This is a genomic window from Azospirillum oleiclasticum (assembly GCF_013423485.1).
GTDB classification, from domain to species: Bacteria; Pseudomonadota; Alphaproteobacteria; order Azospirillales; family Azospirillaceae; genus Azospirillum; species Azospirillum oleiclasticum.
In genome coordinates this window covers 56,238-81,939 of the sequence record NZ_JABFFR010000014.1, presented here as the reverse complement: position 1 = coordinate 81,939, position 25,702 = coordinate 56,238, and the positions used below count along the sequence as shown (strand labels likewise).

Here is a 25,702-nt window from a genome sequence, read left to right as displayed (position 1 = left end):
GCCCCCTGTCGGGCCGGCACTATGGCAGAAAGGCCAAGTGCCCGCAACGCCGCGGGGCCCTGATGGATCGAACACCGATCACTTGGTGACGCTGGCCGGAAATACGAAGGCCTGAGTGCGGTCGAGCTCCACGGAAAGATGCGAGCCCTCGGCGGGCAGGAACTGGCCGGGCATGCGGGCGTGCAGGTGCACCGTGCCACCGCGCCCGTCCGGCAGGTTCAGGTGCACGAGGCTGCTGCGCCCGAGCAGGCGCGCGGCGGCGACCCGCGCGATCGTCGGCAGCGCCCCCGGCACCCCGTCGGTCAGCGGTGCCAGCTTCAGTGCCTCCGGCCGGATCAGCACTTCGACGGACGCGCCGTCCGCCACGCAGCAGCCGCAGGCATGTCCCTCCACCGCCAGCCGTCCGACCGGCGTGTCCACCGTGCCGCCACGCACCACGCCCGTCAGCGCGTTGACCTCCCCGAAGAAGGCCGCGGCGTAGGCGGTGGCGGGGCGGGTGTAGAGGTCCACCGGGCAGCCGACCTGCTCCACCCGTCCGTCGCGCATCAGCACGATGCGGTCGGCGAGGAACATGGCTTCCTCCGGGTCGTGGGTGACCAGCATGGTGGCGGCCCCGGTGCGCTTCAGCACATGCAGGGTCTCGTCGCGCACCTGCTCGCGCAGCCGGGCGTCGAGGCCTGAGAAGGGTTCGTCCAGCAGCAGGACCGCCGGGTTGGGCGCCAGCGCGCGGGCGAGCGCCACGCGCTGCTGCTGCCCGCCCGACAGGTGGTGCGGGAAGCGGTCGGCGTGATCGCCCATCCCCACCTGACGCAGCGCGTCAAGCGCGCGCCGGCGCTGCTCGTCCGCCGGCAGGGCGGACAGGCCGAAGCGCACGTTGTCGAGCACCGACAGATGCGGGAACAGGGCGTAGTCCTGGAACACCAGCCCGACGCCGCGCCGCTCCGGCGGCACCGCACCGGCCTCACCCGCCACCATCCGCCCGCCGACGCGCACTTCCCCCAGCTGCAACGTCTCCAGCCCGGCGGCGATGCGCAGCAAGGTCGATTTGCCACAGCCCGAGGGGCCACAGAGGCAGACGATCTCCCCCGCCCCGACGGTCACGGTCACGTCGTCCACCGCGGTGACCGTACCGAACCGGTGGGTCACGGCGTCCAGCGCCAGCGCCTCCAGCGGCACCGCGGCGCGAGGCTCGCGCGGCCCCAGCGCGTCGATGGCCGGCCGGCCCGACAGGGTCACAGGCGCTGCACCGCAAGGGGCCGGCGGCTCCTCCCCCCGGCCGAACCAGCCCGCCGTCCGTTCCCGCAGCGCGGCGCGCAGGCGTGACGGGCGGGAACCCTGACTTTCGCTTACGGCGGCGTGATGATCCATGGACGGGAGGACTCCGGACCGGCGGGATTCTTGGGGCACCACCGCTCTTACTAGCGCGTCCGCCCGCGAAGGCGCAAATGGTTCTTATTGACGGCTACTGCGGCCGACGTGCGGCTTTCTGGCTTGTTACGGTTCGTCGCCGTTGGCCGATTTCTGTCGCGGTTGGAAGAACGCCGTTGAAGCCCCTAGGCGAGTATGTTTTGATTGGCTATGCCTTTCGGAGTGGCCATCATGCTAAAGTATCAGCCGCAATCACCGGTTTGCCGGGCGGTGCATCTGGTGCGGGATCTCAGCCACGGCGATGTCGGCATCGCGTGCCGTGAGGTGCTGCTGAGGGTCGAGCGCCGGTTGCTGGAGTGCATTTCGGCCGAGGAAGCGTTTTGCAGCCACCCCCACGCCGGTCACTCCTCCCCGTCCTCCGCCTCCGCTACGGGCACGGCGCTGTCGTCGGCGGTCACGCCGTAGAGCACCGGGCGGGAATCCAGCAGGCCGGTGGCGCGCAGTTCCTCCACCCCCGGCAATTCCTTCAGGCTTTCCAGGCCGAAATGGTCCAGGAAATGCTCGGTGGTGATCCAGGTCAGCGGACGGCCGGGGCTCTCCCGCCGCTTGCCGGGACGGATCCAGTTCTGCTCCATCAGCAGGTCGAGCGTGCCCTTGCTGGTCGCGACACCGCGGATCTGCTCGATTTCGCCGCGCGTCACCGGCTGGTGATAGGCGATGATCGCCAGCGTCTCCACCGCCGCCCGCGACAGCTTGCGCGCGACCTCCTCCTCCACCCGCAGCCGGTCGGCGAGGTCCGGTGCTGTGCGGAAGGCCCAGGCGGCGCCGACCCGCACCAGCACCACCCCGCGCGGCGCGTAGTGGCGGCGCAGATCCTCCAGCAGGGCCGGAACGTCCACCCCGTCGCCGAAACGGGCGGCCAGCGCCGCCTCCGGCACCGGCTCGGCCGACGCGAAGAGCAGCGCCTCCAGCAGGCGGAGCCTGTCGATCCGTTCCTCCACCACCCCGGCGTCCGTCACTTCCTCGATCATTCCTCACCCACGCGCGCGCTGCGCACCCAGATCGGCGCGAAGGCACCCTCCTGCCGCAGTTCGATCCGTCCGGCCTTGGCCAGCTCCAGCGTCGCCGCGAAATGGGCGGCCAGCGCCGAGCGCCCCATCAGCGGCTCCCCCTCCTCGGCCGGCAGGAAGCTCGCCAGCGTCGCCCAGTCCGGCAGATGGCCCAGCATGTCCGACAAGCGGCGCACCGCGTCCTCGATGGAGTAGAGGCGCATCGGCTCCATGTGGAGCACGCCGCCCTCCTTGCGGCGCCGGTGGTCGGCGTAGGCGCGCAGCAGGTCGTTCAGCCCGATCTCGTAGAAGGGCGTGTGCAGCACGCCGATGTCCTCCGGCGCGCCGCGGACGAAGCGGCCGCGGCCGAGCTGAGGCCGGTCCATCAGGCGCGCCGCCGCCTCCTTCATCGCTTCCAACCGCTGGAGCTGGAAGGCCAGCGCCGCCGCCATGTCGGCGCCCGACGGCTCCTCCTCGTCCGGCTCGGGCAGCAGCAGGCGGGATTTCAGGAAAGCCAGCCACGCCGCCATGACCAGATAGTCGGCCGCCAGCTCCAGCCGCACCCGCCGCGCCTCCGCGATGAAGGCGAGATACTGGTCGGCGAGCTGGAGGATGGACAGCTTCGCGAGGTCCACCTTCTGGTCGCGTGCCAGAGACAGCAGCATGTCCAGCGGCCCCTCGAAACCGTCGAGCACCAGCACCAGCGGCTCGGCCGCCGCGGCCTCCGGCTCCGCCGGCTTGATACCATCGGCCTTCGCCATGGCCTCAGTCGTTCCCCGTCAGCACGCGGATCACCTCGATCACCGCGTCCACCGGCGGCCCGAGGATCCAGCCGAGCAGGTTGAGGTCGTAGCCGAACTCCCGCGCCAGCATGGGCAGAAGGAACAGCACGCCGATCAGCAGCAGCAGCCCCACCCGCTCCATCCGCGCCAGCGGCACCGCCAAAGCGTCCGGCAGCAGCCCGACCGCCACCCGCCCGCCGTCCAGCGGCGGCAGCGGGATCAGGTTGAAGACCATCAGGATGACGTTGACGAAGACCGACACCTCCAGCGCCGCCTTCGCCCAGGTTCCGACGGTGGGTCCGCCGCCGCCCAGACCGTCAGCGGGAAGGAAGCCCCACAGCCAGGCCGACACCAGCGCCAGAACGAAGTTGATGGCCGGTCCGGCGATGGCGACCTTCACCATGTCCATGCGCGGGTTGTTCAGCCGGTTGAAATTCACCGGCACCGGCTTGGCCCAGCCGAACACGAAGCCGGTGGTGAAATACATCAGCGCCGGCAGGATGACGGTGCCGAACGGGTCGATGTGGCGCAGCGGGTTGAAGGTGACGCGTCCCAGCACCTTGGCCGTGTCGTCGCCCAGCTTCCAGGCGGCCCAGCCGTGCGCCGCCTCGTGCAGGGTGATGGCGAGGATCGCCGGGATGGCGACCGCCGTCGCGGTGAACAGCCAGCTTTCCACGCCCATCCCCTTCCGTCAGACCGCCGGCAGCCCGAGCAGGCCGTTCAGCTCGGCGCGCAGTTCCGCCTCGTCCACAGCTCCGGGCACGGCACGCGCCGCCTGCGCCCGCACCCAGCGCTGCGCCGCGGCGTAGCCCAGCGGCGGGACCGCCGCGGCGGCCGCGCGCATCTCGTCCAGGTCGCCGTTGCAGTGGAGCACCACGTCGATGCCGGCGGCAAGCACCGCCTCCGCGCGCTCGCCCATGCCGCCGGCCAGCGCCCCCATGGACAGGTCGTCGCTGAACAGCAGCCCGTCGAAGCCGATCGGCGCGCCGCGCACGATCTCCTCCACCACCCGGCGCGAGGTGCTGGCGGGGTGGTCGGCGTCCACCGCCCGCAAGACCACATGCGCCATCATGCCCAGCGGCATGTCGGCCAGCGCGCGGAACGGGGCGTAATCGGTGGCGGCCAGCTCGTGCGCCGCGGTGTCCACCACCGGCAGCTCCATATGGCTGTCGGCGCAGGCGCGCCCGTGGCCGGGCAGATGCTTGATCACCGGCAGCACGCCACCCGCCATCAGCCCCTCGCAGGTGGCGCGCGCCAGCTCGGCCACCAGGGCGGGGTCGTTGGCGAAGGCGCGGTCGCCGATCACATCGTGCGCCCCGTCGACCGGCACATCGCACACCGGCGCGCAGTCCACGGTGATGCCGAGGTCCAGCAGCATCAGCGCCAGCAGTCGCCCGTTGATCCAGGCGGCGCGCCGGCCGGCGGCGCGGTCGCGTTCCGCCAGCTCGCCGAAGCGGCGGGCCGGCGGGTTGGTCGGCCAGTGCGGCGGGCGCAGGCGGGCGACGCGTCCGCCCTCCTGGTCGATCAGAACCGGCGCGTCGGCGCGGCCGACCGCGGCGCGCAGGTCGGCGACCAGAGCGCGCACCTGCACCGGGTTCTCGCAATTACGGCGGAACAGGATGAAGCCGAGCGGGTCGGCCTCGGCGAGGAAGGCGCGCTCGTCCGCACCGAGCGTGGTGCCCGCGCAGCCGACGATGAGGGCACACGGGTGCCGCGGGGCCGGCCTCGGCTTAAGGACGGACAACCACGCACCCCACGTTCTGGGCCTTCAACTGGCTGCAGACGGATTTCGCCCGCTCCTCGTCGGCACCGGTGCCCTGCACCCGGAAATAGACGCCCTTGTCGCCCAAATCGGCGCGGACGATCGACATGGACAGGCCGCCGAGCGCGTCGCCGTAGCGGGATTGCAGCCGCTTCCACTCCGCCTGCGCTTCCGTCTCGCTGCGGACGGAGGCGAGCTGGACGCGCCAGGCGCCGCTGCCCCCCGCCGGCTTCGCCGGAGCCGCTGCCGGCGGCGGCAAGACCGCGGTCTGCGGCTGGGCTGGCGTGGGTGCCGGCTTCGCAGGGGCCGTCGCCGGGGGGGCCGCCTGAACACGTGGCGCGGGGGCCGGGGTGGCGGCGGGCGCCGCGGAGGGCGCGGTGGCGCGCGGCGCCTGGGCCGTTTGCGCAGGGACCGGGGCCGGAGCCGGCGTTGCCGGCGACACGGCCGGCGGCTCCGCCGCCGGCGGCGGAGCGGGGATCACCTGCGCCAGACCGGGCGGCGTCGGCACCGGCAGCGGCGGCGGAAGCTGCGGCGTCACCACCGGGCGCGGCAGCGGCGTTTCCGGCGGCGGCAGCAGCCGCTCGACCGACGGCTTGGACGTGCCGTTGTGCAGCCGTTCGTAGACGAGCTTGTCCTGGTGCGGCACCTCCATGCCGCCCGGCTCCTGCGGGCGCAGCTTGGTGGGGGTGCCGTCGGCCTCGATCAGCGGCGGCCCGCCGCCGATGCCGCCCGAACCGGACCCGCCGCCATAGACGACGACCACGGCCCCCGCGAAGGCCAGGATTCCGACCACCGGCAGCGCGTAGCCCAACAGCCCGCGGCGCCGCCGCGGGGGGGCCACATGCCCGTAGGTGCCGGTCGAATAATGGACGTCGTGATCCAAACTCACGATCGCATCTCCTCCACCGGTTCCACACCCATCACGGCCAGACCGGACGCGATGACCGTGGCGACGGCCGACACCATCGCCAGCCGTGCCCGCGTCAGCGCCTCGTCGCCGTCGACCAGGAATCGCAAGGTGGTGTCGTCCTTGCCCCGATTCCACAGCGCGTGGAAGTCGCTGGCAAGGTCATAGAGATAGAACGCCACGCGGTGTGGCTCGTGCGCCTCGGCCGCCGACTCCACCTGCCGCGGCCAGGTCGCCATGCGCCGCACCAGCGCCATCTCCTCCGGCGCATCGAGCCGCGACAGGTCGACGTTCACCAGCTCGGCCGGCTTGGGGTCGCCGGCGTGGCGCAGCACGGAGCGGCAGCGGGCGTGCGCGTACTGCACGTAGAAGACCGGGTTGTCCTTGGACTGCTCGGTCACCTTGGCGAAGTCGAAGTCCAGCGTCTGGTCGTTGCGCCGGGTCAGCATGATGAAGCGGACGACGTCCTTGCCCACCTCGCCGATGACGTCGCTCAGCGTCACGAAGGTGCCGGCGCGCTTGGACATCTTCACCGGCTTGCCGTCCTGGAGCAGGTGGACGAGCTGGCAGATCTTCACGTCCAGCGCCGCCTTGCCATCGGTCACCGCCGTTGTGGCCGCCTGCATGCGCTTGATGTAGCCGCCATGGTCGGCCCCCCACACGTCGATCTGGCTGCCGAAGCCGCGCCGGAACTTGTCGAAATGGTAGGCGATGTCGTTGGCGAAGTAGGTGTTGGAGCCGTCGGACTTCTTCAGCGGCCGGTCGACGTCGTCGCCGAAGCGGGTGGCGGCGAACAGGGTCTGCGGCCGCGGCTCCCAGTCCTCGGGCTTCTTGCCCTTGGGCGGCTCCAGCACGCCGACATAGATCAGCCCGCGCTCCTCCAGTGACGCCAGCGCCGTGTCCACGGCGCCGGAGGCGACCAGCCCGCGCTCGGAGGTGTAGACGTCCATCCGCACGCCCAGCAGGTCGAGGTCGGCCTTGATGGTCTTCAGGATCTCGGCGATCGCGAAGTCGCGCACCGCCGGCAGCCAGTCGGCCTCCTCCGCGGCCAGCCAGCGGTCGCCGTCGCGCCCCGCCAGCGCCTCGCCCACATCCTTCAGATACTCGCCGGGGTAGAGGCCGGCCGGGATGTCGCCGATCGCCTCACCCAGCGCCTCGCGGTAGCGCAGGTAGGCCGAGCGGGCGAGCACATCGACCTGGGCGCCCGCGTCGTTGATGTAGTACTCGCGCGTCACCGCGTAGCCGGCCTTGGCCAGCAGCGCCGCCAGCGCGTCGCCGAACACGGCGCCACGCCCGTGCGCGGCGTGCAGCGGCCCGGTGGGGTTGGCCGAGACATACTCCACATTGACCGGCAGGCCGCCGCCCATCGCGCTGTCGCCATAGGCGGGACCGGCGGACAGCACGTCGCGCACCCGATCCCGCCACACCGCCGGGTCGAGCCGCAGGTTGACGAAGCCGGGGCCGGCGATCTCCGCCGCCGTCACGTCCGCGCGTTGCCGCAGGCGCTCGACCAGCATCTCGGCCAGCTTGCGCGGCGGCATGCCGGCGGGTTTGGCCAGCACCATGGCGGCGTTGGTGGACAGGTCGCCGTGCGCCGCCTCGCGCGGCGGCTCCACCGTCACGCGGGCCGTGTCCAGCCCGGCGGGCAGCGCGCCCTCGGCGGCCAGCTCACCGAGCAGGGTGCGGATGTCGGTCTCGAACGCTTTGAAGATGTTCATGGTTTTCAGGTCTTCGTATCGACGTCGAACAGGCGGCGGTGTTCGGACAGGGCGTAGCGGTCGGTCATCCCGGCAATATAGTCCGCGACCAGCCGGGCGCGCATCGTGTCATCGGTGTCGCCCCCGTGGTCACGGAGCTCCACCTGCCAGGAGGTGGGCAGGGTGTTGGGTTCGGCCATGAACAGCTCGAACAGGGCGCGCACCACCCGCTTGCACTTGCTCATCTCGCGGTTGACGCGGTAGTGGCGGTACATGCGCTGCCTGAGGAAGGCGCGCAACGGCCGCTGCACCTCGTCCATCCCGGCGGAGAAGGCGACCAGCGCCCGCGGCGCCCGGCGCACCTCCTCCACGCCGCCGGGATCGGCCGCGGCGATGCGCCGGCCGGTCTCGGCCAGAAGGTCGGAGACCATGCGGTCGATCATGCAGCGGATCGTCTCGTGCACCAGCCGCGGCTGCTCCAGCCCCGGCCATTGGCGGCGCAGGTCGCCGATGATCGGGCCCAGCAACGGCAGCTCGGCGATCTCCTCCAGCGTGAAGAAGCCGGCGCGCAGACCGTCGTCGATGTCGTGGTTGTTGTAGGCGATGTCGTCGGCCAACGCCGCGACCTGCGCCTCCAGCCCCGGGTTGGTGTCGAGATCCAGGTCGCAGACGGTCTGGAAGGCGCGGATGGTCACCGGCAGCACCGCCCCGGCCGGCAGCGGCAGCAGCGGTCCGTTGTGCTTGACCACCCCCTCCAGCGTCTCCCAGGTCAGGTTCAGCCCGTCGAAGGCGGCGTAGCGCCGCTCCAGCCGCGTCAGGATGCGCAGCGACTGATCGTTGTGCGAGAAGCCGCCGAAGGGCTTCATGCAGTCGTCCAGCGCCGCCTCGCCGGCATGGCCGAAGGGGGTGTGGCCGAGGTCGTGGGCCAGCGCCACCGCCTCCGCCAGATCCTCGTTCAGCCGCAACGCGCGCGAGATGGAGCGGGCGATCTGCGCCACCTCCAGGCTGTGGGTCAGCCGGGTGCGGTAATAATCGCCCTCGTGGTACACGAACACCTGGGTCTTGTGCTTGAGCTTGCGGAAGGCCCCGGAATGCACGATGCGGTCGCGGTCGCGCTGGAAGCACGAGCGCGTCGGGCTCTCCGGCTCCCCCACCAGCCGGCCGCGGCTGGCCGCGGGCGACGTGGCGTAGGGTGCCAGCCATCCATGGAAGCTGTCCGCCGTCATGGCCCGGACCCTAGCCGGGGCCGGGGTGCGGCGCAACCGGGAAGGCGGGGGAACGACGGGGGAACGAGCCGATGGCCGGACCCCGTAACAGGACCGCACGTGCCCCGCACAGCCGTTCAACGGGCACAGGGCGCAGTCATGTGGATCGCCAGTCGATATAAATTCCAGTGAGACATAGTTTACGGTCGATAGCTATCTTGTCATACTCCTAGTGCGTGCTTTTTGGAGGACCGTTCTCTGTGGCCGCCGACACCACCACAACCCTTGATTGCCCTCCGCTTCCCGCCGACGGTCAGGACAATCCCACCGGCGCGCCGCCAGCCGGCCGGCCGCCGGTGTTGAAGGCCGCCGTCGGTACCGGGTTTCCCGCCAGCGGCGGCAAGGGCTCCGTCCGCTCGGCGGAGAATGCGGTTGCGACCGCTCCCGTGTTTCTCGAAGCGATCGGCGTTGACGCCAAGCTGACGGACTTCATTCCCGAAGATCAGCGCCAGATCGTCGAGCTGATGACAGAAACGGTGCTCGCCGTCGCGTGGTACGGGGACAAGATCGACGAGGGCAGGCGCGCCTACCAGAGAGGCCTGCTGGCGGCGCTCGCCATCACACTCGGCATGCCGTTCATCGCCATGGCAATCGGACTGGTCCCGGTCCTCCTGTCGTCGTCGGCCAGCGCTGGAACCTCGTTGTCGGAGGTATTGATCGCGCTGATCGCCGGGTTCGCGGCGACGCAGGGCATCCTGCGCGACGCCTTCGGACGGCGCTTCCGCTTCGCCGCGTTCTGGACCGCCAGGTCGAAGATCTCCTCCACCTACGCGGGCTTGATCACACGCTGGCAGGCCGATCCGGAGCGGGTCGCGACCACCGGCACGCGGATCGCCCTGGCCGCGGAGCTGCGCAGCGACATGCGGGCGGCCGTGGCCACCGCGCGAGCCGCCATGGCCGAGGAGGAGGAGACTTTCTTCCGCGACCTACAACTGCCATCGGTGGACATCGGCGCCATCGGCACCACGCGGGCCGGCGTCGCGAAGTTCTTCACCGACGCGGCATCACCGGCGGTCACCAAACTGCTGGCCGATCGGACGGGCAACCAGCAGCGCGCCGCTGTGGAAGCCGCCGACGAGCAGTTCGCCCGGATCGCTGCCCGGATCGAAACGGAGAAGCAGCGGCTGAAGGCGGTCGAAACCGAACTGGCCGCGCTCGACGCGACCGCTCCCGGACGCAAGGCGCTGGATATCGAGAAGGACCATCTGGCGCAGAGTCTGGCGGGGCTCTACGCGTCACTGCGCAGCCGGTGAGCCCGCGGCCCGTGGCCGGCGCGGGACGGAGCTTTGACGAACGCCCCCGCCACGCTTACATTCAATGACCGGACATCCCCTGCCCGGCTGAGGACATAACGCCATGCCCGACACCGCCCTGCCTGCCGAGACCCGCGTGCTCACCATTTCCGACAGCGCCGCCCGGCGCGTCGCCTTCCTGATCGCGCAGGAAGACCGGCCGGGGCTGATGCTGCGGTTGACCGTGTCCGGCGGCGGCTGCTCCGGCTTCCAGTACGGCTTCAACTTCGACGACGCGGTCAACGAGGACGACCATGTGTTCGAGAACGCCGGCACCAAGGTGGTCACCGACGACTGCTCGCTCGATCTTCTCAACGGCTCCACGCTCGATTTCGTGGAGGACCTGATGGGCGCCGCCTTCCAGATCAAGAACCCCAACGCGACCGCCTCCTGCGGTTGCGGCAATTCCTTCGCGGTGTGAGCGCCGGATCTTGCGGATCGCCACCTGGAACGTGAACTCGGCGAAGGCGCGGCTGCCCATCGTCACCGAGTGGCTGCGCAGCGCCGCGCCGGACGTCGCGCTGTTGCAGGAGATCAAGTGCGAAACCGCGGCTTTCCCCGCCGCCGTCTTCGAGGATCTCGGCTACCACGTCACCGCGGTCGGGCAGAAGAGCTACAACGGCGTCGCCTTCCTGTCGAAGAAGCCGCACGAAGTGGTGCTGACCCGCCTGCCGGGCGAGGAGGAGGACACGCAGGCCCGCTATGTGGAGGTCGACATGAACGGCCTGCGCATCGCCTCGCTCTACCTGCCCAACGGCAATCCGGTCGATACGGAAAAGTTCGCCTACAAGCTGCGCTGGATGGACCGGCTGTACGCCCACGCCGCCCGCCTGCTGGCGGAAGAGGTGCCCTTCGTGCTCGGCGGCGACTACAACATCATCCCCGAGCCGCGCGACGTGTTCGACCCGAAGGCCTTCGCCAACGACGCGCTGTTCCGGCCGGAGTCGCGGGCGAAATTCCGTGCCCTCGTCAATCTCGGCCTGACCGAGGCCTACCGCGCGCTGCACGACGACGACCATGCCTACAGCTTCTGGGATTATCAGGCCGGCTGCTGGCCGCGCGACAAGGGCTTGCGCATCGACCATTTCCTGCTGTCGCCGCAGGCCGCCGACCGATTGGCCGCCTGCACCATCGACCGCGGGCCGCGTGGGCTGGAGAAGGCATCGGACCACACGCCGGTCATCGTGGAACTGATGGACTGACCGATCGTTCGTTTGCATTTCAATCGAATTCAATCGGAGTTTGTTAACGCCTTCCCCGCCATGCTGGTGCTGCGGTGCATGGTGAGGGGAGCAGCGGCGGCGATCATGGCGTGGAAGCGGGATTCGGCGGGGCGGGACGAGATCCGCGGCCTGATCGACGCCATCGAGCGGCAGGCGCGGGAGGCCGTCGCGCTCGGCGAGCGCGCCCAGCGCGACATGGGTGGCGACCGGTTCGCCTCCTACCTCGATTTCCGCAAGAAGGTGGAGGAGGCCCGCGCGCTCGCCACCCTGACCGAGGACCGTCTGCAGAGCCTGTCTGAGACCCGCGTGGACGACCTGCGGGCACAGTTCGAGAAGATGGACCTGTTCCTGATCCGCCTGCTGGCCAACGCCACGCGCCGCTACTTCGCCAGCATGCGCGACGACCAGATCCTGCCCATCGGCGCCCGCGAGCTGTTCGAGCCCGAGCTGCGCATCATCGAGGAGATGCGGCTGAAGCTCTCCCGCCCGCAATACGCCGACAAGGTGGCACCGGCGGTGCTGGAGGACCTCGACGCCACCGCCGGGATCATCCAGCGCATCTGCGCCCGCGCCCCCGCCCTACCCGACTTCTCCGACGAGCCATCGCCGCCCAAGCCGGTGCGCCGCCTGCGCAACCTGGCCCGCCCCGTGCGCTCGTGACCCCCACCTGCAACCCGCCTGTTGACCGCCGCCCCCCTTTCCTATATCCGCGGACGTACCGGACGGGTGGCCGAGCGGTTTAAGGCAGCGGTCTTGAAAACCGCCGTGGGTTCACGCCCACCGTGGGTTCGAATCCCACCCCGTCCGCCAGTTTTTCGCGCTAGAGCGTTGATTTCATAGGGAAATCCGCTCCGGCGCACCCCTCTCCCCCACAATTCACCCCACACTTCGCGGCGGATTGGCGCCGCTGTTGGCGGACGTTCGCGGACGGGAAAGCGGCTATCGTTTGGCTCTCCGGCGGCCACGTCCAGGGGGATTCCTGTCTGTTGGGGATCACACGAAGAAGGCTTCGTCGGGCACGTCGAGGTCGTAAATCGAGCCGCCCACGCCCTCGCCATGCATCGCCAGCGACACGGCAATGGCGCACGCCACGGCGCCGTCGATCCGCTCGCGCGCCTTGCCCTTGCTGAACAGCCGGTTGCCGGCGCGGTCGGTCTCCACCTGGATGTTGTCGAAGCACCAGCGCAGCACCTCATGCCCGCCGTGCTGGAACTGGCGCCCGATGATGGCGCGCTCCAGATCCTTGATGGCGGGGGCCATCGTCACCCACCCTTGGCGCACCTCCACCGCCGGCAAGCCGTCGTCGGTCAGGTTGTTGATGGTCGAGCGGGCAAGGTGCGGGTCCAGGCCGATGGACTGCACGTCGAAGCGGTCACACAGGTCGCGGATGCAGTCCTCCACCGCCCGGAAATCCACCACGTTGCCCGGCGTCGGCTCGATCAGCCCCTCTTCGGCCCATCGGACGTAGGGCACGCCGTCCCGGTCCTGTCGGCCGCGCAGGTTGTCCTTCGGGCAGAAGAAGTGCGGCAGCACCACATAGCCGTCGCCCACCCGCCAGCACGCTACCACCACCGTCAGGTCGCTGTTGCTGGACAGGTCCACGCCCAACCAGCAGGGGGCGTGCGCCAAGTCGTCCAGGTCGAGCGGCGCGGCGCCCGCGTCGTACACCGCCATGTCAACGAACGGGTCGGTGGAGTGGTCGAGCCACACGTTCAGGTGCAGTTGCCGGAAGGCTTCCCGATCCGCCGGCCGGTTCTCCGCCTCGCGCGCAAGCTGGCGTAGCCCCTCCAGGTCGGGGAAGCCGTGGACCAAGCCGGGGTTGGCCCGGAACCACACCCGTTCGTCGCGCCATTCCGCATCGGCTGCGGTCTCGAACAGCACCGGGAGCGTGCCGGGATCGTCCACCTCGCCGCGCGCCACCCGGCGGGCATAATCCACGATGTCGTGGGCGACGTTCTGTTGCCCGCGCCCGGCGGTGGTGATGACGACGGACAGGGAGCCGGGCACCTTCACCAAGCCGGTGCGGATCACGTCCCACAGGTCGCGCTTGGGCCATGCGTGCAGCTCGTCCACCAGGGCGAATGTCGGGGTGGTGCCATGGCTGCGGGCCGCGTCGCACGAGATGGCGCGCAGGCTGCACCCGCTCTTCGGATGCTCGATCCGGTGCCGGTAGTCGATGAAGCGCAGCTTGTCGGCGATCCGCCCATCCTCCCGGCAGATGCCGGCGGCTTCCTCGAACCCGATGCGCGCCTGTTCCCGATCCGACGCGGCGAACAGCGCCAGCCCGCCGGGCACCCGCTCCGGGCCGATGGTGTGCAGCAGCCCCAGCCCAGCGCCCAAGCTGGTTTTCCGCCCACCGCGCGGCAGCAGCATGACGACGTTGCGCACGATCCGCCGTCCGTCCGGGTGGCGCGGGCCGTAGATGCGCCGCACCAACCGCTCTTGGAAGTCATAGAGCTGGAATTGCCGGCCGGGCAGCGTCGATTTCGGGTGCCGCAAACGGCGCAGGAACGAAACGGCCCGCTCCCCGTGGCCCATCGGGTCGGGGATGTCGCTGCCGTCGAACAGCCACTCGGGATAGGTGCTGGTCGCCATGGTCAGAGGTCCAGGTCCGCAAGGTCGTCGTCGGTTTCCGTCGCTGCCGCCTTGTTCCGGCTGGCAGGCGTCAACCCGAGTTCAGCGGCCAGCCGGCGGGACTCGGTGAGCGCCTGAAACATCGTCTGAAAGGCCGGGTGCCGGCGCTTGTCGCCCTTGTCGGTCGCGATGTAGTCGCCTTCGGTGGCAATGGTGATCTGCGCCCGCCGCACCGTGCCGGCGGCGAGGCAGTACGCCTCCAGCATGGGGAGGTCGGCCTTGGTGATCGTCCGCCGCTCCTTCAGCGCGGGCACCACGCGGCGCCACTCGTCCTTACCCTCCTTCGGCAGCCAGGACGGCGCGGGCGGCAGGCGGGACAACCCGCCCTCGATGGCCTTCAGTTCCGGTTTCCGTCCACGCATTCCACACCTCGATTTGCTCAATTCGGTTCTGTCGGGAGCGAGACCCCTGTCCGGTCCCCGCCCCCAGGCCGGGAAACTCCAGGTCCCCTATGGGGTATGGCGTCCGCCGTGGGTCTTCCGGTTGTGATGCAGGCGACACAGCGTCCGTAGGTTCATCGGGTCGAGCCGGCGGTGCGGCGCTTCCCGGATGGACTGCACATGATCCACGTCCACCCCCGCCGTGGTGCCGCACACCGCACAGGCCGGGTGTTTGGCAAGGTGGGCGGCCCGCAGCTTCACCCACTCGGCGTCATAGCCACGGACGTGCCGGCTGCCCCGCGCCCGATCCTCCATCTTGGAGCAGGCGGGGCAGCGGGAGCCGGTGAACGGGCCGTGGCGGGGGCACAGGCGGGGCGGGGCGTAGGGCATGGCGTCACCCGATTACGCGCATTTCGATGCGCACCAGCTCGCCGCGGACGTAGATCGGGCCGACGACTTCGACGGCGCGGGACGTGCCCTGGATCACAACGAAGTCGCCCTTGCGCGGGGTGGTGATGCCACCCGCCGCGCCCGGCCAGCCGGAAGCCTCGATCTCCGCGGGCGAGATGATCACTTTGCTGTCCTTCTGCGCTATCCCCCCGATCAGCTCCCGCGGATTGTAGCCGCGCACCACCGCGCGGCAGGCCACGTCCACGAAGGTGGAACTGGTGCCGATGCGGCGGCGGAGCGTCACCGTCTCCCCGATCCGCAAGGTTCGCTCCAGGGCAAGGCGTTCCGGCTGCATGGGATCACTCCAGGGCCGACAGGCAGTAGCCGGACAGCCACCCGGCAATGTCCGGCGGCATGGCATCGCCAACCCAATAGGCCGTTGAGCCCACCCCTTCGACGCTCTCGGACTTCACCAGCGGGTCACGGGTGCGGGCGAAGTAGGCAGCCTTCACCAGGGCAATGGCGGCCTTCTCCACATCCTCGGGCAGGGTCCGACCGACAGCACCGGGCAGGGTGAAACCCGCAGTGTACTCCACCTCGATCACGTCGGCGGACCAGCACAGGAAGCGGCGGCGGCTGTCCAGGTGGTAGAGCACGCCCTTATCGGTGTCGGCCTCGTATTCGGTCGAGGCGAGCGTGCTCCCGTCCACGGTGACGCTGGCGATGGTGACGACGGGGAGCCGGGACAACAGCAACTCGGGCACCGGCCGGGCGAGGCGATAGGTCTCCCGCACCGTCTCCGCGGCGAACACCCGGTTGCACCAGCGCCGGACGGTGACGCTGGTGCGGGTGATGGTGTCTGCCAGCCAAGCGTCATCACCCGAGCCGGACACCGCAAGCTCGGCCTTCACCGCGGCGACGGTGGTCAGGTCATGCGAGGCGGCAGGGGTGATGACGGTCAGCATGGCGGGCCTCAAGCCACGGGCGCCTTGAGCGGGTTGCCCTTCACCAGCACCGCCGACACGGGCGTGCCGTTGGTGTGGGTGCCGGCCGGGGTGACGGTCAGCTTCAGGAACCGGCCGGAGCCGACATAGCCGAAGCGGAGCGTCACCGCGTCTTCGGCCGGATCGTCCACCACCAGCACCACCCCGTTCACGTCGGGCGTGGCGCCCAGGACGTTGACCGTGGCGACGGGCGCATAGGTGCCGGGCGAACCGTCGTCGTCGGGCGCGTGCTCGATCTTGACCGACAGCTTGTTCGTGCCGGACAGGGTGTCGCCGCTGGTGCCGACGCTGACGACGAACTCCGCCGACTCGAACCCCAGCAGGTCAAGGTTCCCCGAGTTGACGGCGCCGCCGGCCGTGGTGACCGTCTGCGGCAGGATGGCGGTGACGGTGCCGATGTTGTGGTGCAGGTCGCGCATGGTCTGGTCCTCCTTACGCCGCGATCTTCAGCTTCTTCAGGGCTTCGGCCTTGCGCACACCGCCAGCCACCCGCTTGCGCGCGTGGAACCGCACCTTGCCCTTGGTGCGCTGGGTGAGGTCGTCGCGCAGGATCGAGGTGCCGATGCGGTCGAACACCCGGTATCCCTGCCCGAAGTCGCCGAAGACGATTGGGAAGGCGTTGCCCGCCACGTCCGGCATGTCGGGAGCCTCGATCACCGGGCGGCCCAGCAGCGTCGTGACAGGGGTGTTGCCGATGCCCTGCGTCATCAGCAGGTATTGCCCCGTGGTGCCGTCCTTCAGCTTGCGCACCACGCCCAGCGTGGCGGAGTTCAGCACCCACACCCCGTTGGTGCGGTAGAAGGTCGGGACGGCGTGGAACAGGTCGATCAGGCCATCCGCCGTCACCTGCGAGGCGTGCCCGGACTTCACGAAGCCGATGTCGGCATCGTTCATGAAGCCGAAGGGGCGGCCCACGCCCGAGCCGGTGACGAACGCTTCGCCTTCCGCCCGGCCGAACTCTTCGGCAAGGTCCATCCCCAGCTCGGCGGACACGTCAACGCCCGCGTCCTCCAGCAGGGCGAGCGGCACGTCGATGTAACAGGCGATCTCCTTCACCGGGTAGCGGCCCAGGCCGTACTTCGTCTCGGTCTCCGGCCGGTCGTCGTCTTCCTCCACCCAATGCGCGGTGGGGGCGCCCGTGCGGCGCGGCACCTGCGCTTCCGAGCGGGCGGTGTTGCGCACGGTGGCGATGCCGCGGATGGGCGAGAACTGGACGAGGTTCTTGTCGATCTCCGCCACGAACTCCGGCGGGGCGAGGTAGCCGCCGGACTCGTCGTCGGACAGGCGGAGCGCCTTCACCTCCACGGCGTCCAGGCCGGCGGTGCCGTAGCGCAGATACTCGCTGAACGCCTTCACCTCGGGCGCGGGGCCGCTCTTCGTCTCGGTCGTCGTGCCACCGCCGGGACGGCGGAGCATCCGTTCGACGGTCTCCAGGCGGGTGGTGACGGGCGCCAGGGCGGCGGTGACAGCCGCGGTGATGTCCACGCCCTTCGTCTCAGTGGTCTCGGTCGTACCGGTGTCGGGCGCGGCCGTGGTCTGGTCTTCCATGGTCATGCTCTCGCTGTTGGGGGCCGCGCCAGCGGCCGGGGGGAAACTCTTCACGGACAGCACCCGCGCCCGGCTGGACGCAGGGCGCTTCACGATGCTGATTTCGCGTAGGTCCATCTCGTCGAGCACCCGCCGGCCGGCGGTGTCGCGGTGGGCCTTGGTGGCGATGAAGCCGATGGACAGGCCGTCCAGGCGCCCGGTGCGCAGGTCGGCCAGCGTCGCCGCATCGGTGACAACCCCTCGGACCTTCAGCCCGATGTCGTCTTCCGTTGCGTCGGTCCACTGTCCGATAGGAGCGCCTTTGTGCTCGCGCAGCATGAGCGGCAGGCCGGCGGAGAGGCTGTTGCGATAGGCGCCCGGCTGCACGATGTCGTTCACCGCGTCGGCAGGGCCGCCCCAAAGGGAGGCGTACCCGATCACTTCGCCCTCGGGGGAGACCTTCACCTCAAGCATCGGCGGTGTCCTCTGTGCGGGCGGCTGCGGCCCCGGCCGGCGGCTGCACCCCGACGTTCACCGGCCGGGTGAAGGTGGCGCCCGAGCCGTCCGGGATGCGGCCCCGGTTCTCCATCTGCCGCGCCTCGTCCGGGGACAGGATCGAATGCGAAATGCCGGTGGCGTATGCCTGCATCCGCGTCGCCAGATCGGCGCGCACGAAGTCGTCCACCACCCAATCGAAGAAGAGGTCGTCCCGCTCTTCCGGGCGCAGCAGGGTCAGCGCCAGCGCGTCCGAAATGCTGCGGAACACCGGGAGCATGGTGAACTGGACGAACTGCATCGCCAGCGACTCGGCGTTGGCATGCGTCACCCTTTCCAGGTCGTTCAGCAGGGACAGCGGAATGCGCCAGTAGCGGGAGATTTCCGCTACCTGGAACCGGCGCATCTCCAGCGTTTGCGCGTCCACGCTGTTCAACTGCACCTGCGTGAAGTCGGTGTCCTCGTCCAGCAGCATCGTGCGGTGTTCGGCGTCCGCACCGCCGTAGAACTGCGAGAACAGGGCGCGGATGCGGGCGAGTGCTTCCGGGGACTTCTTGCCCTTCACCTTCAGCACACCGGACGGCTTGGCGCCACGGCCGAACAGCGAACCGCAATGGCTCTCCAGGGTGAGGGAAAGCCCGATGGCCTCGCGCGCCAGCTCCACCGGGGCGGTGCCGCGGTACACGTCCAGGCCGGGGCCGCGGACGTGGAGCACGTCGGCGCGGCTGTAAGTGCGCTGCGTGCCGTTGCCGGCGGTGACGGTGTACTGCGGCGCCATGGTCAGATAGTCGGGCTTGACCGACACCCGGCGCGGATCGAGCGGGATTGCCTCCACCGGGTTGCCGGCATCATCCCGCCCGGTCCAGGCGTAGGCGTTGCCGTAGGCGGCAAGGTGGGTGCCCAGCAACAGCTTGAACTCGCCCGCCGTCGTGAACTCGTTGGGGGCCTTCAGCAGCCGCGCGGCCGGGTGATCGGTGACACGCTCGCGCCCCCCGTCCGGGAGCTTGCGGTAAAGGTGGAGCGGCACCTGTTCGACGGTTTCGCCGATGATGCGGATGCAGGCGAAGGCGGGGGAACAGCGCATCGCCGCTTCCGGCCCGACCGACACACCGGCCGCGGTCGGACGGCGGGAAGACAGAAGCGCCTCGAACTCCGAAAAGGTCGAGGTCGCCTTGGTCTCTAGACCGAATATTGACTTGAGCCGATGCAGCATCGAAAGGCCCGTACCGCTTGAAAATCCGGGCTTATTCTACAGCAATTGCGGTAATAAATCAAAGATAATAGGAAAATTGTCCGCTTATGTCCGCTGGCGTTCGTTCGTGTTTGTCTCTGTGCGCACAAGACTTGATCTACGGATACTGAGAATGGTTCCCGAATACCTCATTCCAGGCGATGCGCTCAGCTTCAGCGCGCGACAGGTGGGCGTCGAATTCCAGGATGGCGGCCCGCTCTTCGTAGGCGTCCATCAGGTCCGCATGATGCGGGGCATTGATTTCCCGCGGTGGTACAGGTGGTACAGGTGGTACAGGGTCGGCAATGCGTTGATAACGCTTGATCTTTCCGCCGAAGCCCGCTGTACCACCGCCATGAACGGCAGGTGGTACAGGTGGTACAGGCGAAGCGCCCGCCTTGGCGGCCAGCGCGGCGAACCGCGACAGGTCAGGCATGGTCGCCCCCATCGCTCAGAATGGCGGATGCGACGTGATAGCAGCGCACCGGCTTCGCAAAGCCCGGAAGCCGCTTCTGGTCCTGCAACTTGCCGTCCTTCCCGATCAGGAAGCCGCGCTTCAGCAGGGCCTTTGCCACGGTCACGGGATCGAGACCGGGGCACACCTCCGTCCGCCACGCCTCGGGCAGCACGAAATAGTCGGTGCCGCCGGCAGCATCGGCCCGGCGGAAGCCGACGCGGTTGACGGTGCGCACGACACTCTCGCCCTCGCCGCTCTCCCCCATCGGCTCGAACCGCGACGTGCCGTGCATCTCGATGAAGCGCCGAACCGCCGCAATGGCTTCCCGTTCCTCCGCCGGCTCCAATCCGCCGCGGGCGGCCAACCAGTCGCGAAAGCACCGGGACGCCGCGTTCGTCGCCTCGCCCGGCTGCCAGGGCAGCACGCCATAGGCTGTTGCCATCTCGCCCCCGGCGGCCACCAGCGCGAACCGGCCGGCAACGCGGCTCACCTGCCCATCCGCCCCGGCGGGCACCGACTCCCGCATGAACTCGTCGGCAAAGCCCTTCACGGTCGGCGCGATGTCATCGAACCGCTTGGCGAGGAAGCGCAGATAGGCGCGGCAGGCGGTGCCGTAGAACTCGCCCGCCTTCATCTTCAGGTGACGGGCGAAGGCGTCGGCGGTGGGGAAGCCGTGCAGGTTCTCGAACAGCCCCAGGCCCGCCCCAGCATCGGCCGCCACGTCCACGATGCGGACTTCCTGCCCGGCGGCAACCCGCCGTCCCCTGCCGTCCTCGGCGATCTTGTCGGCGAGGCTGATTTCGCCGCTCGACAGGAACAGCAGCCGCCATTCCGCCACGCGCCGCGCACCGCCGTCGCGGCCGGCGCGGATCTTCCCGGAGCCGTTGGCGAGCATGTAGGCGATCTGCCCGGCTTCCCGCGGGTCCACCTGCCCCAGCTCGTCCAGGCACAGCAGCGTGTCGCAATGCCCTTCGGCCATCGCCTCCAGGCCGTTCGCCGTGCTCCGCCACGTCCGCACGTACCCCCGGATGCCACCACCGCCCCACACCGATCCGGCCACCACCAGGGCGGTGCTCTTGCCGGTCGAGCTGGCGCCGCGCAGGTGAAAGCCGCCGGACTCGGAGCCGGTCGGGTACAGCAGCGGCGCCGCGAAGGCGGCGGAGATGGACAGGGCGAGGCGGCTGTTCCCCACGGCCAGCGCGGCGACGTGCTCTTGCCAGCCTTCCAGCGTCCCGGCTTCCCGCAGGGCATAGTCAAAGCGTCCGTCCGTCTGCAAAATGACGCGCTCACCCATGGCTTTCGTCTCCGAAGGTGTTGTTGGTGAGAACGAAGTCTTTCGACTTCCAGCCGATCCGATGGACGCAACGCGCCTTGTCACCCGGTCGGGCGGTTGAGATGTATTCGTGCAGGGCATCGCGGGCGAAGCGGCCGGGCGACAGGATCAAGCCCAGCGACAGGAGCCGTTCGCGATAGGCGGTGCCGTCGCCGGCCAACATCGCCATGGGCATGGCCCATTCCTTTATGCGCCCGTCGCGGTCGGTCACGCGCAGGAGGCGGCCCCAGGCTTCGCCGTCCGTGTCTCGGGTGTCGGCGGCGATTTCCAGCGGTGAGCAGAACCATTTCCACTCGACGCGGATATCCCCGGTGTCCCGGTCGGTGCGTTCGATGCGCTTCTCCACTCCGGCCGGAACCATGCGGAACGGCCAGTCGCGGGCAACGTCCGCGGCATCCTGCGGGTTGTCGGCCGGCGGCTGCCAGGGCACCGCGCCGTCGATCATGGCGCGCAACATGTCCACCGTGACACCCGGCGGCGGTTCGTCGGCGATATCCCAGGACACTGGCCAGTCGGCGGGCACCTGAACCACGGCCACGCTGGCGGCCCCCGCCTCGGTCGCCAGCCGCGCCACGTCGTCGGCAAAGACGGCGCCGGCCGCGTCTTGGTCCGGCCAGATCACCACCCGCCGGCTGCCCAGCGCCGACAGGTCGCTCAGCTTCGCGGCCTTGGCACCGCCAGCCGTGCAGGTGCCGACACAGCCGGGGAAGAGTTCCGGCACCCGGTCGGCTTTCTTCTCGCCTTCCACCACGATCACCAGCGCGTCGGGCAGCGCCAGCAGCTCGGGCAGGCGGTAGAGCGGACGCGGCGACGGAAGCGCCTTCGAGCGCCAGCCGCGCCGGCCGTCGCCCAAGTCGCAGAAGGTGAGCGGCATCACGTCCTTGTCGGGCGTGCCGTCGTCGGCGGTGAAGTCGAAGCGGGCCGCATAGCCCAAGAGGCAGCCATCCGCATCGTGGTAGGGCCACGTCCGCGACGGCTCGCCATACTTCGGATGCTTGAACTGCAACGGTGGGGCACCCGGGGGAACCGGGATGATCGGGACCTTGCCGTTCCCCTTGGCTACGGTGCCCGATGCGGTCGCTGCGGTCAGTTCGTCGGCGGACAGCGGCGCGAACATTTTGGACGTGTCGTCGGGCATCACTTCATTCCAAGCATATCGGCAAGGTTGCGCGCGGCATCGGCCTGAGAGATGCCGGCGAGGTAGGCGGCCAGGGACACCACATCGCCTCCAGCGTCGCCGGTAGCGAAGTCGCCCCATCGACCATTGGTCAGGTTGATCGAGAAGGAGCCGGGCCGATGGTCGGCGCGGCGCGGGTTTCGCGCGACGAACTCATGCCCTACCCGCTTGCCATCCGGGAGCCAGCGCGCCAGCAGGGCCGGCAGAGCGGCAAGAGCAGCACGGTTGATTCCGTCGAAGTCGAGGCGGGCCGGCGGCATGGTCAGGCCCTCGCGCGAGCGGCGCGGCGATGGTCGGCCGCGATCTCGGCCGCCAAGTGGTCGAGGGAGCGGGCCGGGCGGCGGCGGGGCCGCTGGTGCGGCAGACGGTCGGGAATGTCCCAAGACCAGCCCCGGCGGAAGTGCGGGTTGGCGTCGGGCAGGTCCATGGCAGCAAGGCGGGCGGTATCGCGCATCGGCTCAGCCCTCCCCGTTGCCGGCCAGACGCCCCAGGAAGTCGGCGGGCGAGTCGGTGATGATGCGGCGGCGGCCAACCGTGACGAACCGGATCAGGCCGGCGGTCATCAGCTCATAAGCCTTGCTGCGGCCGATGCCGGCCCCGTAGCAGAACTCCGGGACCGAATAGCCGGCCTTGGTGATGCGGCTGGTGTCGGTGGCCTTGCTCTTCTGGCGCGTGGTGCCAGCGGCGGAGTCCAGGCAAGCCGGGGGTGTTTGCGGCCGAGGGGTGTTCCCCGGCCGCCCGTTCAGGGTCGTCATCTTTAGAACTCCGTAACTAGGATTTCAGGACTTCACCGATCTTCAGCAGAGTCTTGTAACCAATCGTCGTCTGTTCATACCGGTCGCCAGAGGATTGCCGGTAATGTCCTTCCATGGAGCGGTTCACGTTCTGGATGAACCGCGCTTCCATCAAGGTCTTTTGGTTTCCAGCGTCGTTATATTCGATCTTCAACATGACGTTCTGCCGCGGCCGGAAGAACTCCAATCTCAGCCCAAGCACGTCACCGATATAGGATTTGCAGGCATTGGCAACCCATTGGGCGATCTTCTCTTCGTCGTCGCCGAATTGCTCGACAGCACGCTCCCTGAATGGCTTTTCCCACAGATCATGTGCCAGCCAGTTGAAGAGGTCGGGGACTTCGCTGTTCACGAAGCCTTCAACGATGCTTTCGAGAGCGGCCCCGAAGGGAAGGTTTATTTCGCGCAAGAAACCAACGGCTTCGAACTCTGCATCAACCCGCGTCTGCATGTTCCCTTCGGCCTTCCACCGGTACAGGAGCGGTCCATCGGACACGTGCAGCATAAGCCCCCTATACTCCAGGACCGTGGTCGGCGCGTCCTTCACGATGCAGCCGTTGGCGTTGACCGCGATCAGCAGATTTGCTGCGTCGGTCACGGTGGCAGCTGGTGCGTTTCGACCACGCGCACCCGTTGAAAGCAAACCTGCTTCACGAAGGTGCCGAGCGACCATCTGCACTGTGGGCAGAGGCAAATCCTCAACCGCCGCGATAGCCTCCACCAAATCACTCACCAGAGCCATTGCGAACCTCCTTGCTTCTATCGGACCATAGCACCGATAGAAGGGGGTGGCAACGCCTATCTGTGTACCGCTCAGATAGAAGCATCGTTGCCGTCCCTACCGCCTTCACCAACCACATCGGAGGCACGAACAAACCCGACGTTCAGTCCCAGGCTGTTCAGCGTCGAAAGGATGATCTTCTCGAAGTCGATCATGATGCAGATCGGCGGCGACGTTCCGTCGGTCACACGCATTGGGCCGCTGTCGAAGGTCCGCTCAAGGCGCCACTCGCCATCGTTGTAGAGCAGTCCAATCGGGTGCTGGACCATGCCGACCGGGCCGGAGAAATACATTCGGGCGAGTCCGACAACCTTGCTGTAGACCATGGAGAATACGGAGACCGGTACGCCCAGGCGGCTCAGGTGGTAGCAAGTCGCGATTACCAGCACGTCGCGGGTCGAGAACAACCGCCACTTTCCGCGCTGGCGCCCCTCCGAAGCCCCCAGGTCGATCTGGTTCCGGGTGAGCCAGTTGCGCACTGTCGCTTCGGGGATGCCAAGACCGGCGGTGATTGCCGCCAACGTGAAGCGCGGCTCGGTGAAGTCGGCCATACCCTTCTGTTTGGCTTCCTCAGCGGCTGCCAACAGGGCTTCGATGTTGGCCTTCAGTTCGGGTGGATAGGGTCGCTTGGTCATCTGGTCCTCACTTTCGGACCAGAGATACCATTCAACGAATGGGATTTCAATAGCAATTCGTCGAATTGTTTTCCGGGGCAGCCAGAGGATATGCGAAAGGGGCCGGCGGAACCGGCCCCCCCAGGTTCAGGCTGCCTCTTGGGCCGCTCGTTCTTCTTCGGTCAAGAAGTCGGGGTGCCCCAGGCTGGTGAGCATCAATCCCGTGTAGGCGTGGGCGATCATCAGCGCGTTCATGTTGGCGTTGGCGAACTGGTCCTTGCCCCACCGGCCGCGGGCCGCGCGCATCGCATTGATGGAGATGGTGAGCGCCCGATCCGGCGGAATGTCGCCGATGGTCTCCGCCACCATGTCGAACGTTCCTTGGAAGGTCAGCAGGTCGGCCGGCGGAAGCTGGTCACCGATGTCCTCCCCCGCGGCTTCGGTGTCTCGGGCTTCCCGGATTCGGCCGTAGATGCTGTTGCGGGCTTCGTCGTATTCGTCGGACGGTAGGCGGTGCTTCAGCTCGCACATCAGTTCGATGAACTCACGCACCTGCGGGTCGTGCTCCGCCAACCACTCCTTCTCCCACGCGGCGCCGCAGAGCGCGACGACGGGCGGGACTTCGGCGGCAGCGGCACCAGCGGTGACCGGCAGCCCGCTCGCCACAGCAGGCGCGGTGACGGCCAGAGCACAGGCGCCGGCCAGCAGGTGGCGGCGGGACACAGGCAGAGTCGTGCTATGTTCGGAATCAGCCATGATCCGATCTCCTATTCAGGTCGGTTGTGGTCAGGCCGAACCGAGTGCTCGCTACACTCGATTCGGCCGCTTGCGCATGTAGCGCATAGGTATTACAATCGCACTACCAAAACCGCCCGTCAATGGGTTTGTATTACAAGGTAGCGCAATGGCCACCCATCCACCGACAAGCATGCGGCTTGATCCGCAAATCAAAGACGCGCTGGCCCGAGCCGCGAAGGACGATGACCGCTCGGTATCGTCGCTGGTAGAGCGGATCTTGAAGGCGTGGCTGATTGAACGTGGCTACCTACCAAGTGCCAGCGCAGAGTAAGTTGACCTTTGCGGTTTTCTGTCTATCAGCGATGAAGGAGTACGGCGATGCAGAAAATGTTCAAGACATCGGTTGAAATAGAGTCCGCTGATATTCGCGGAATGGACCAGATGAATCCGGAAGAATATAGGCACTATGTATCAAACCATATGCTTTATGTAGATCATCACGATATTCTGCGGTCGCATATTGCGGGATATCCAATGGCAAACAACAAAGAGCAACTCGATATATTGATCGAAGTGCTTGGCGAACTACGGTCCAAACTGAAAGACGCTTGACACACCTCGGGCGTTGACAGGCCCATTCTCGCCACATACGGGAGTAGGAGTCAAGTCCTAAATCGGACGTTGGCGGACAACCAAGCGGCAGGGGGAAAGGGGAGGGGCTTTCAGAGGCGGTGATGTGCGCCACTGTCCGCTGTTGTCCACCCAAGTTCGCCGTTGACGTATGAACGCTCGTCATTACATA

Annotated in this window: 30 protein-coding genes and 1 tRNA gene; 6 read left to right on the top strand and 25 right to left on the bottom strand. The window is 68.4% G+C overall.

Going from position 1 to position 25,702, the window contains the following annotated elements:
- Window positions 1-78: 78 nt before the first annotated feature.
- The 9 genes from HL658_RS17010 to HL658_RS16970 form a co-directional block, all read right to left on the bottom strand.
- Complete coding sequence (locus tag HL658_RS17010; RefSeq protein ID WP_180283515.1) at window positions 79-1,368, bottom strand: ABC transporter ATP-binding protein; 1,290 nt, start codon at window positions 1,366-1,368, stop codon at window positions 79-81.
- 252 nt (window positions 1,369-1,620) lie between these two features.
- Entirely contained in the window at window positions 1,621-1,773 is a 153-nt protein-coding gene (locus HL658_RS17005; RefSeq protein ID WP_180283514.1) for a hypothetical protein, read from the bottom strand.
- Entirely contained in the window at window positions 1,770-2,399 is a 630-nt protein-coding gene (gene scpB, locus HL658_RS17000) for an SMC-Scp complex subunit ScpB (protein ID WP_180283513.1), read from the bottom strand. Before scpB ends, HL658_RS17005 begins: the two co-directional genes overlap by 4 nt.
- The gene (locus HL658_RS16995; protein WP_180283512.1) at window positions 2,396-3,178 is read right to left on the bottom strand and encodes a segregation and condensation protein A; all 783 of its coding nucleotides are present in this window, start codon (window positions 3,176-3,178) and stop codon (window positions 2,396-2,398) included. The genes scpB and HL658_RS16995 overlap by 4 nt, the downstream gene beginning before the upstream one ends.
- A gap of 4 nt (window positions 3,179-3,182) precedes the next feature.
- Window positions 3,183-3,881 carry a site-2 protease family protein gene (locus tag HL658_RS16990; RefSeq protein WP_180283511.1) on the bottom strand — a complete coding sequence of 233 codons (699 nt, stop codon included), beginning with the start codon at window positions 3,879-3,881 and terminating at the stop codon, window positions 3,183-3,185.
- A gap of 9 nt (window positions 3,882-3,890) precedes the next feature.
- Window positions 3,891-4,943, bottom strand: a complete 1,053-nt coding sequence (gene nagZ, locus HL658_RS16985; protein WP_180283510.1) for a beta-N-acetylhexosaminidase — start codon at window positions 4,941-4,943, stop codon at window positions 3,891-3,893.
- Window positions 4,930-5,850, bottom strand: a complete 921-nt coding sequence (locus HL658_RS16980; RefSeq protein ID WP_180283509.1) for an SPOR domain-containing protein — start codon at window positions 5,848-5,850, stop codon at window positions 4,930-4,932. Before HL658_RS16980 ends, nagZ begins: the two co-directional genes overlap by 14 nt.
- Window positions 5,847-7,586, bottom strand: coding sequence for an arginine--tRNA ligase (argS, locus tag HL658_RS16975; protein ID WP_180283508.1), 1,740 nt, complete (start codon window positions 7,584-7,586; stop codon window positions 5,847-5,849). The genes HL658_RS16980 and argS overlap by 4 nt, the downstream gene beginning before the upstream one ends.
- Window positions 7,587-7,591: 5 nt before the next feature.
- Window positions 7,592-8,791: a deoxyguanosinetriphosphate triphosphohydrolase gene (locus HL658_RS16970; protein ID WP_180283507.1), complete on the bottom strand. Its 1,200-nt coding sequence runs from the start codon at window positions 8,789-8,791 to the stop codon at window positions 7,592-7,594.
- Window positions 8,792-9,030: 239 nt separating this feature from the next.
- Between HL658_RS16970 and HL658_RS16965 the strand changes: the two genes are divergently transcribed.
- The 5 genes from HL658_RS16965 (at window position 9,031) to HL658_RS16945 (ending at window position 12,155) form a co-directional block, all read left to right on the top strand.
- Window positions 9,031-10,083 carry a hypothetical protein gene (locus HL658_RS16965; protein WP_180283506.1) on the top strand — a complete coding sequence of 351 codons (1,053 nt, stop codon included), beginning with the start codon at window positions 9,031-9,033 and terminating at the stop codon, window positions 10,081-10,083.
- A gap of 103 nt (window positions 10,084-10,186) precedes the next feature.
- Window positions 10,187-10,543, top strand: a complete 357-nt coding sequence (erpA, locus tag HL658_RS16960; RefSeq protein ID WP_180283505.1) for an iron-sulfur cluster insertion protein ErpA — start codon at window positions 10,187-10,189, stop codon at window positions 10,541-10,543.
- A 10-nt stretch (window positions 10,544-10,553) separates the two neighbouring features.
- On the top strand, window positions 10,554-11,324 hold the full coding sequence (gene xth, locus HL658_RS16955; RefSeq protein ID WP_180283504.1) for an exodeoxyribonuclease III: 771 nt from the start codon (window positions 10,554-10,556) through the stop codon (window positions 11,322-11,324).
- Window positions 11,325-11,402: 78 nt separating this feature from the next.
- Window positions 11,403-12,005 (top strand): hypothetical protein, encoded by a 603-nt coding sequence (locus HL658_RS16950; RefSeq protein ID WP_246337655.1) that lies wholly within the window; start codon window positions 11,403-11,405, stop codon window positions 12,003-12,005.
- Window positions 12,006-12,065: 60 nt separating this feature from the next.
- Window positions 12,066-12,155 (top strand) — tRNA-Ser (locus HL658_RS16945).
- A gap of 183 nt (window positions 12,156-12,338) precedes the next feature.
- Here the strand turns inward: HL658_RS16945 and HL658_RS16940 are convergent.
- The 16 genes from HL658_RS16940 to HL658_RS16865 form a co-directional block, all read right to left on the bottom strand.
- Window positions 12,339-13,940 (bottom strand): terminase large subunit, encoded by a 1,602-nt coding sequence (locus HL658_RS16940; protein WP_180283503.1) that lies wholly within the window; start codon window positions 13,938-13,940, stop codon window positions 12,339-12,341.
- A gap of 2 nt (window positions 13,941-13,942) precedes the next feature.
- Complete coding sequence (locus HL658_RS16935; RefSeq protein WP_180283502.1) at window positions 13,943-14,341, bottom strand: phage terminase small subunit P27 family; 399 nt, start codon at window positions 14,339-14,341, stop codon at window positions 13,943-13,945.
- Between the two features lie 87 nt (window positions 14,342-14,428).
- Window positions 14,429-14,749: an HNH endonuclease gene (locus HL658_RS16930; RefSeq protein WP_246337654.1), complete on the bottom strand. Its 321-nt coding sequence runs from the start codon at window positions 14,747-14,749 to the stop codon at window positions 14,429-14,431.
- A gap of 4 nt (window positions 14,750-14,753) precedes the next feature.
- A complete protein-coding gene (locus tag HL658_RS16925) occupies window positions 14,754-15,104 on the bottom strand; it encodes a hypothetical protein (RefSeq protein ID WP_180283501.1) in 351 nt (116 codons plus the stop codon).
- 4 nt (window positions 15,105-15,108) lie between these two features.
- Window positions 15,109-15,714: a head-tail connector protein gene (locus HL658_RS16920; protein WP_180283500.1), complete on the bottom strand. Its 606-nt coding sequence runs from the start codon at window positions 15,712-15,714 to the stop codon at window positions 15,109-15,111.
- 8 nt (window positions 15,715-15,722) lie between these two features.
- Complete coding sequence (locus HL658_RS16915; RefSeq protein ID WP_180283499.1) at window positions 15,723-16,172, bottom strand: hypothetical protein; 450 nt, start codon at window positions 16,170-16,172, stop codon at window positions 15,723-15,725.
- A gap of 13 nt (window positions 16,173-16,185) precedes the next feature.
- A complete protein-coding gene (locus HL658_RS16910) occupies window positions 16,186-17,754 on the bottom strand; it encodes a phage major capsid protein (RefSeq protein WP_180283498.1) in 1,569 nt (522 codons plus the stop codon).
- The gene (locus HL658_RS16905; RefSeq protein WP_180283497.1) at window positions 17,747-18,988 is read right to left on the bottom strand and encodes a phage portal protein; all 1,242 of its coding nucleotides are present in this window, start codon (window positions 18,986-18,988) and stop codon (window positions 17,747-17,749) included. Before HL658_RS16905 ends, HL658_RS16910 begins: the two co-directional genes overlap by 8 nt.
- Before the next feature lie 136 nt (window positions 18,989-19,124).
- Window positions 19,125-19,442 (bottom strand): hypothetical protein, encoded by a 318-nt coding sequence (locus HL658_RS16900; RefSeq protein ID WP_180283496.1) that lies wholly within the window; start codon window positions 19,440-19,442, stop codon window positions 19,125-19,127.
- A complete protein-coding gene (locus tag HL658_RS16895; RefSeq protein WP_180283495.1) occupies window positions 19,435-20,757 on the bottom strand; it encodes a DUF927 domain-containing protein in 1,323 nt (440 codons plus the stop codon). Before HL658_RS16895 ends, HL658_RS16900 begins: the two co-directional genes overlap by 8 nt.
- A complete protein-coding gene (locus HL658_RS37785) occupies window positions 20,750-21,934 on the bottom strand; it encodes a DUF927 domain-containing protein (RefSeq protein WP_180283494.1) in 1,185 nt (394 codons plus the stop codon). The genes HL658_RS16895 and HL658_RS37785 overlap by 8 nt, the downstream gene beginning before the upstream one ends.
- Window positions 21,934-22,233, bottom strand: a complete 300-nt coding sequence (locus tag HL658_RS16885) for a hypothetical protein (RefSeq protein ID WP_180283493.1) — start codon at window positions 22,231-22,233, stop codon at window positions 21,934-21,936. The genes HL658_RS37785 and HL658_RS16885 overlap by 1 nt, the downstream gene beginning before the upstream one ends.
- Window positions 22,234-22,431: 198 nt before the next feature.
- Window positions 22,432-22,728 carry a hypothetical protein gene (locus tag HL658_RS16880; protein WP_180283492.1) on the bottom strand — a complete coding sequence of 99 codons (297 nt, stop codon included), beginning with the start codon at window positions 22,726-22,728 and terminating at the stop codon, window positions 22,432-22,434.
- Window positions 22,729-22,744: 16 nt separating this feature from the next.
- Window positions 22,745-23,509, bottom strand: a complete 765-nt coding sequence (locus HL658_RS16875) for a hypothetical protein (RefSeq protein WP_180283491.1) — start codon at window positions 23,507-23,509, stop codon at window positions 22,745-22,747.
- Between the two features lie 71 nt (window positions 23,510-23,580).
- Entirely contained in the window at window positions 23,581-24,183 is a 603-nt protein-coding gene (locus HL658_RS16870) for a hypothetical protein (RefSeq protein ID WP_180283490.1), read from the bottom strand.
- Between the two features lie 126 nt (window positions 24,184-24,309).
- Window positions 24,310-24,918: a hypothetical protein gene (locus HL658_RS16865; protein WP_180283489.1), complete on the bottom strand. Its 609-nt coding sequence runs from the start codon at window positions 24,916-24,918 to the stop codon at window positions 24,310-24,312.
- Window positions 24,919-25,278: 360 nt separating this feature from the next.
- Here HL658_RS16865 and HL658_RS16860 point away from each other — a divergent pair, with 360 nt between their 5' ends.
- A complete protein-coding gene (locus tag HL658_RS16860; protein WP_180283488.1) occupies window positions 25,279-25,512 on the top strand; it encodes a hypothetical protein in 234 nt (77 codons plus the stop codon).
- Window positions 25,513-25,702 lie beyond the last annotated feature (190 nt).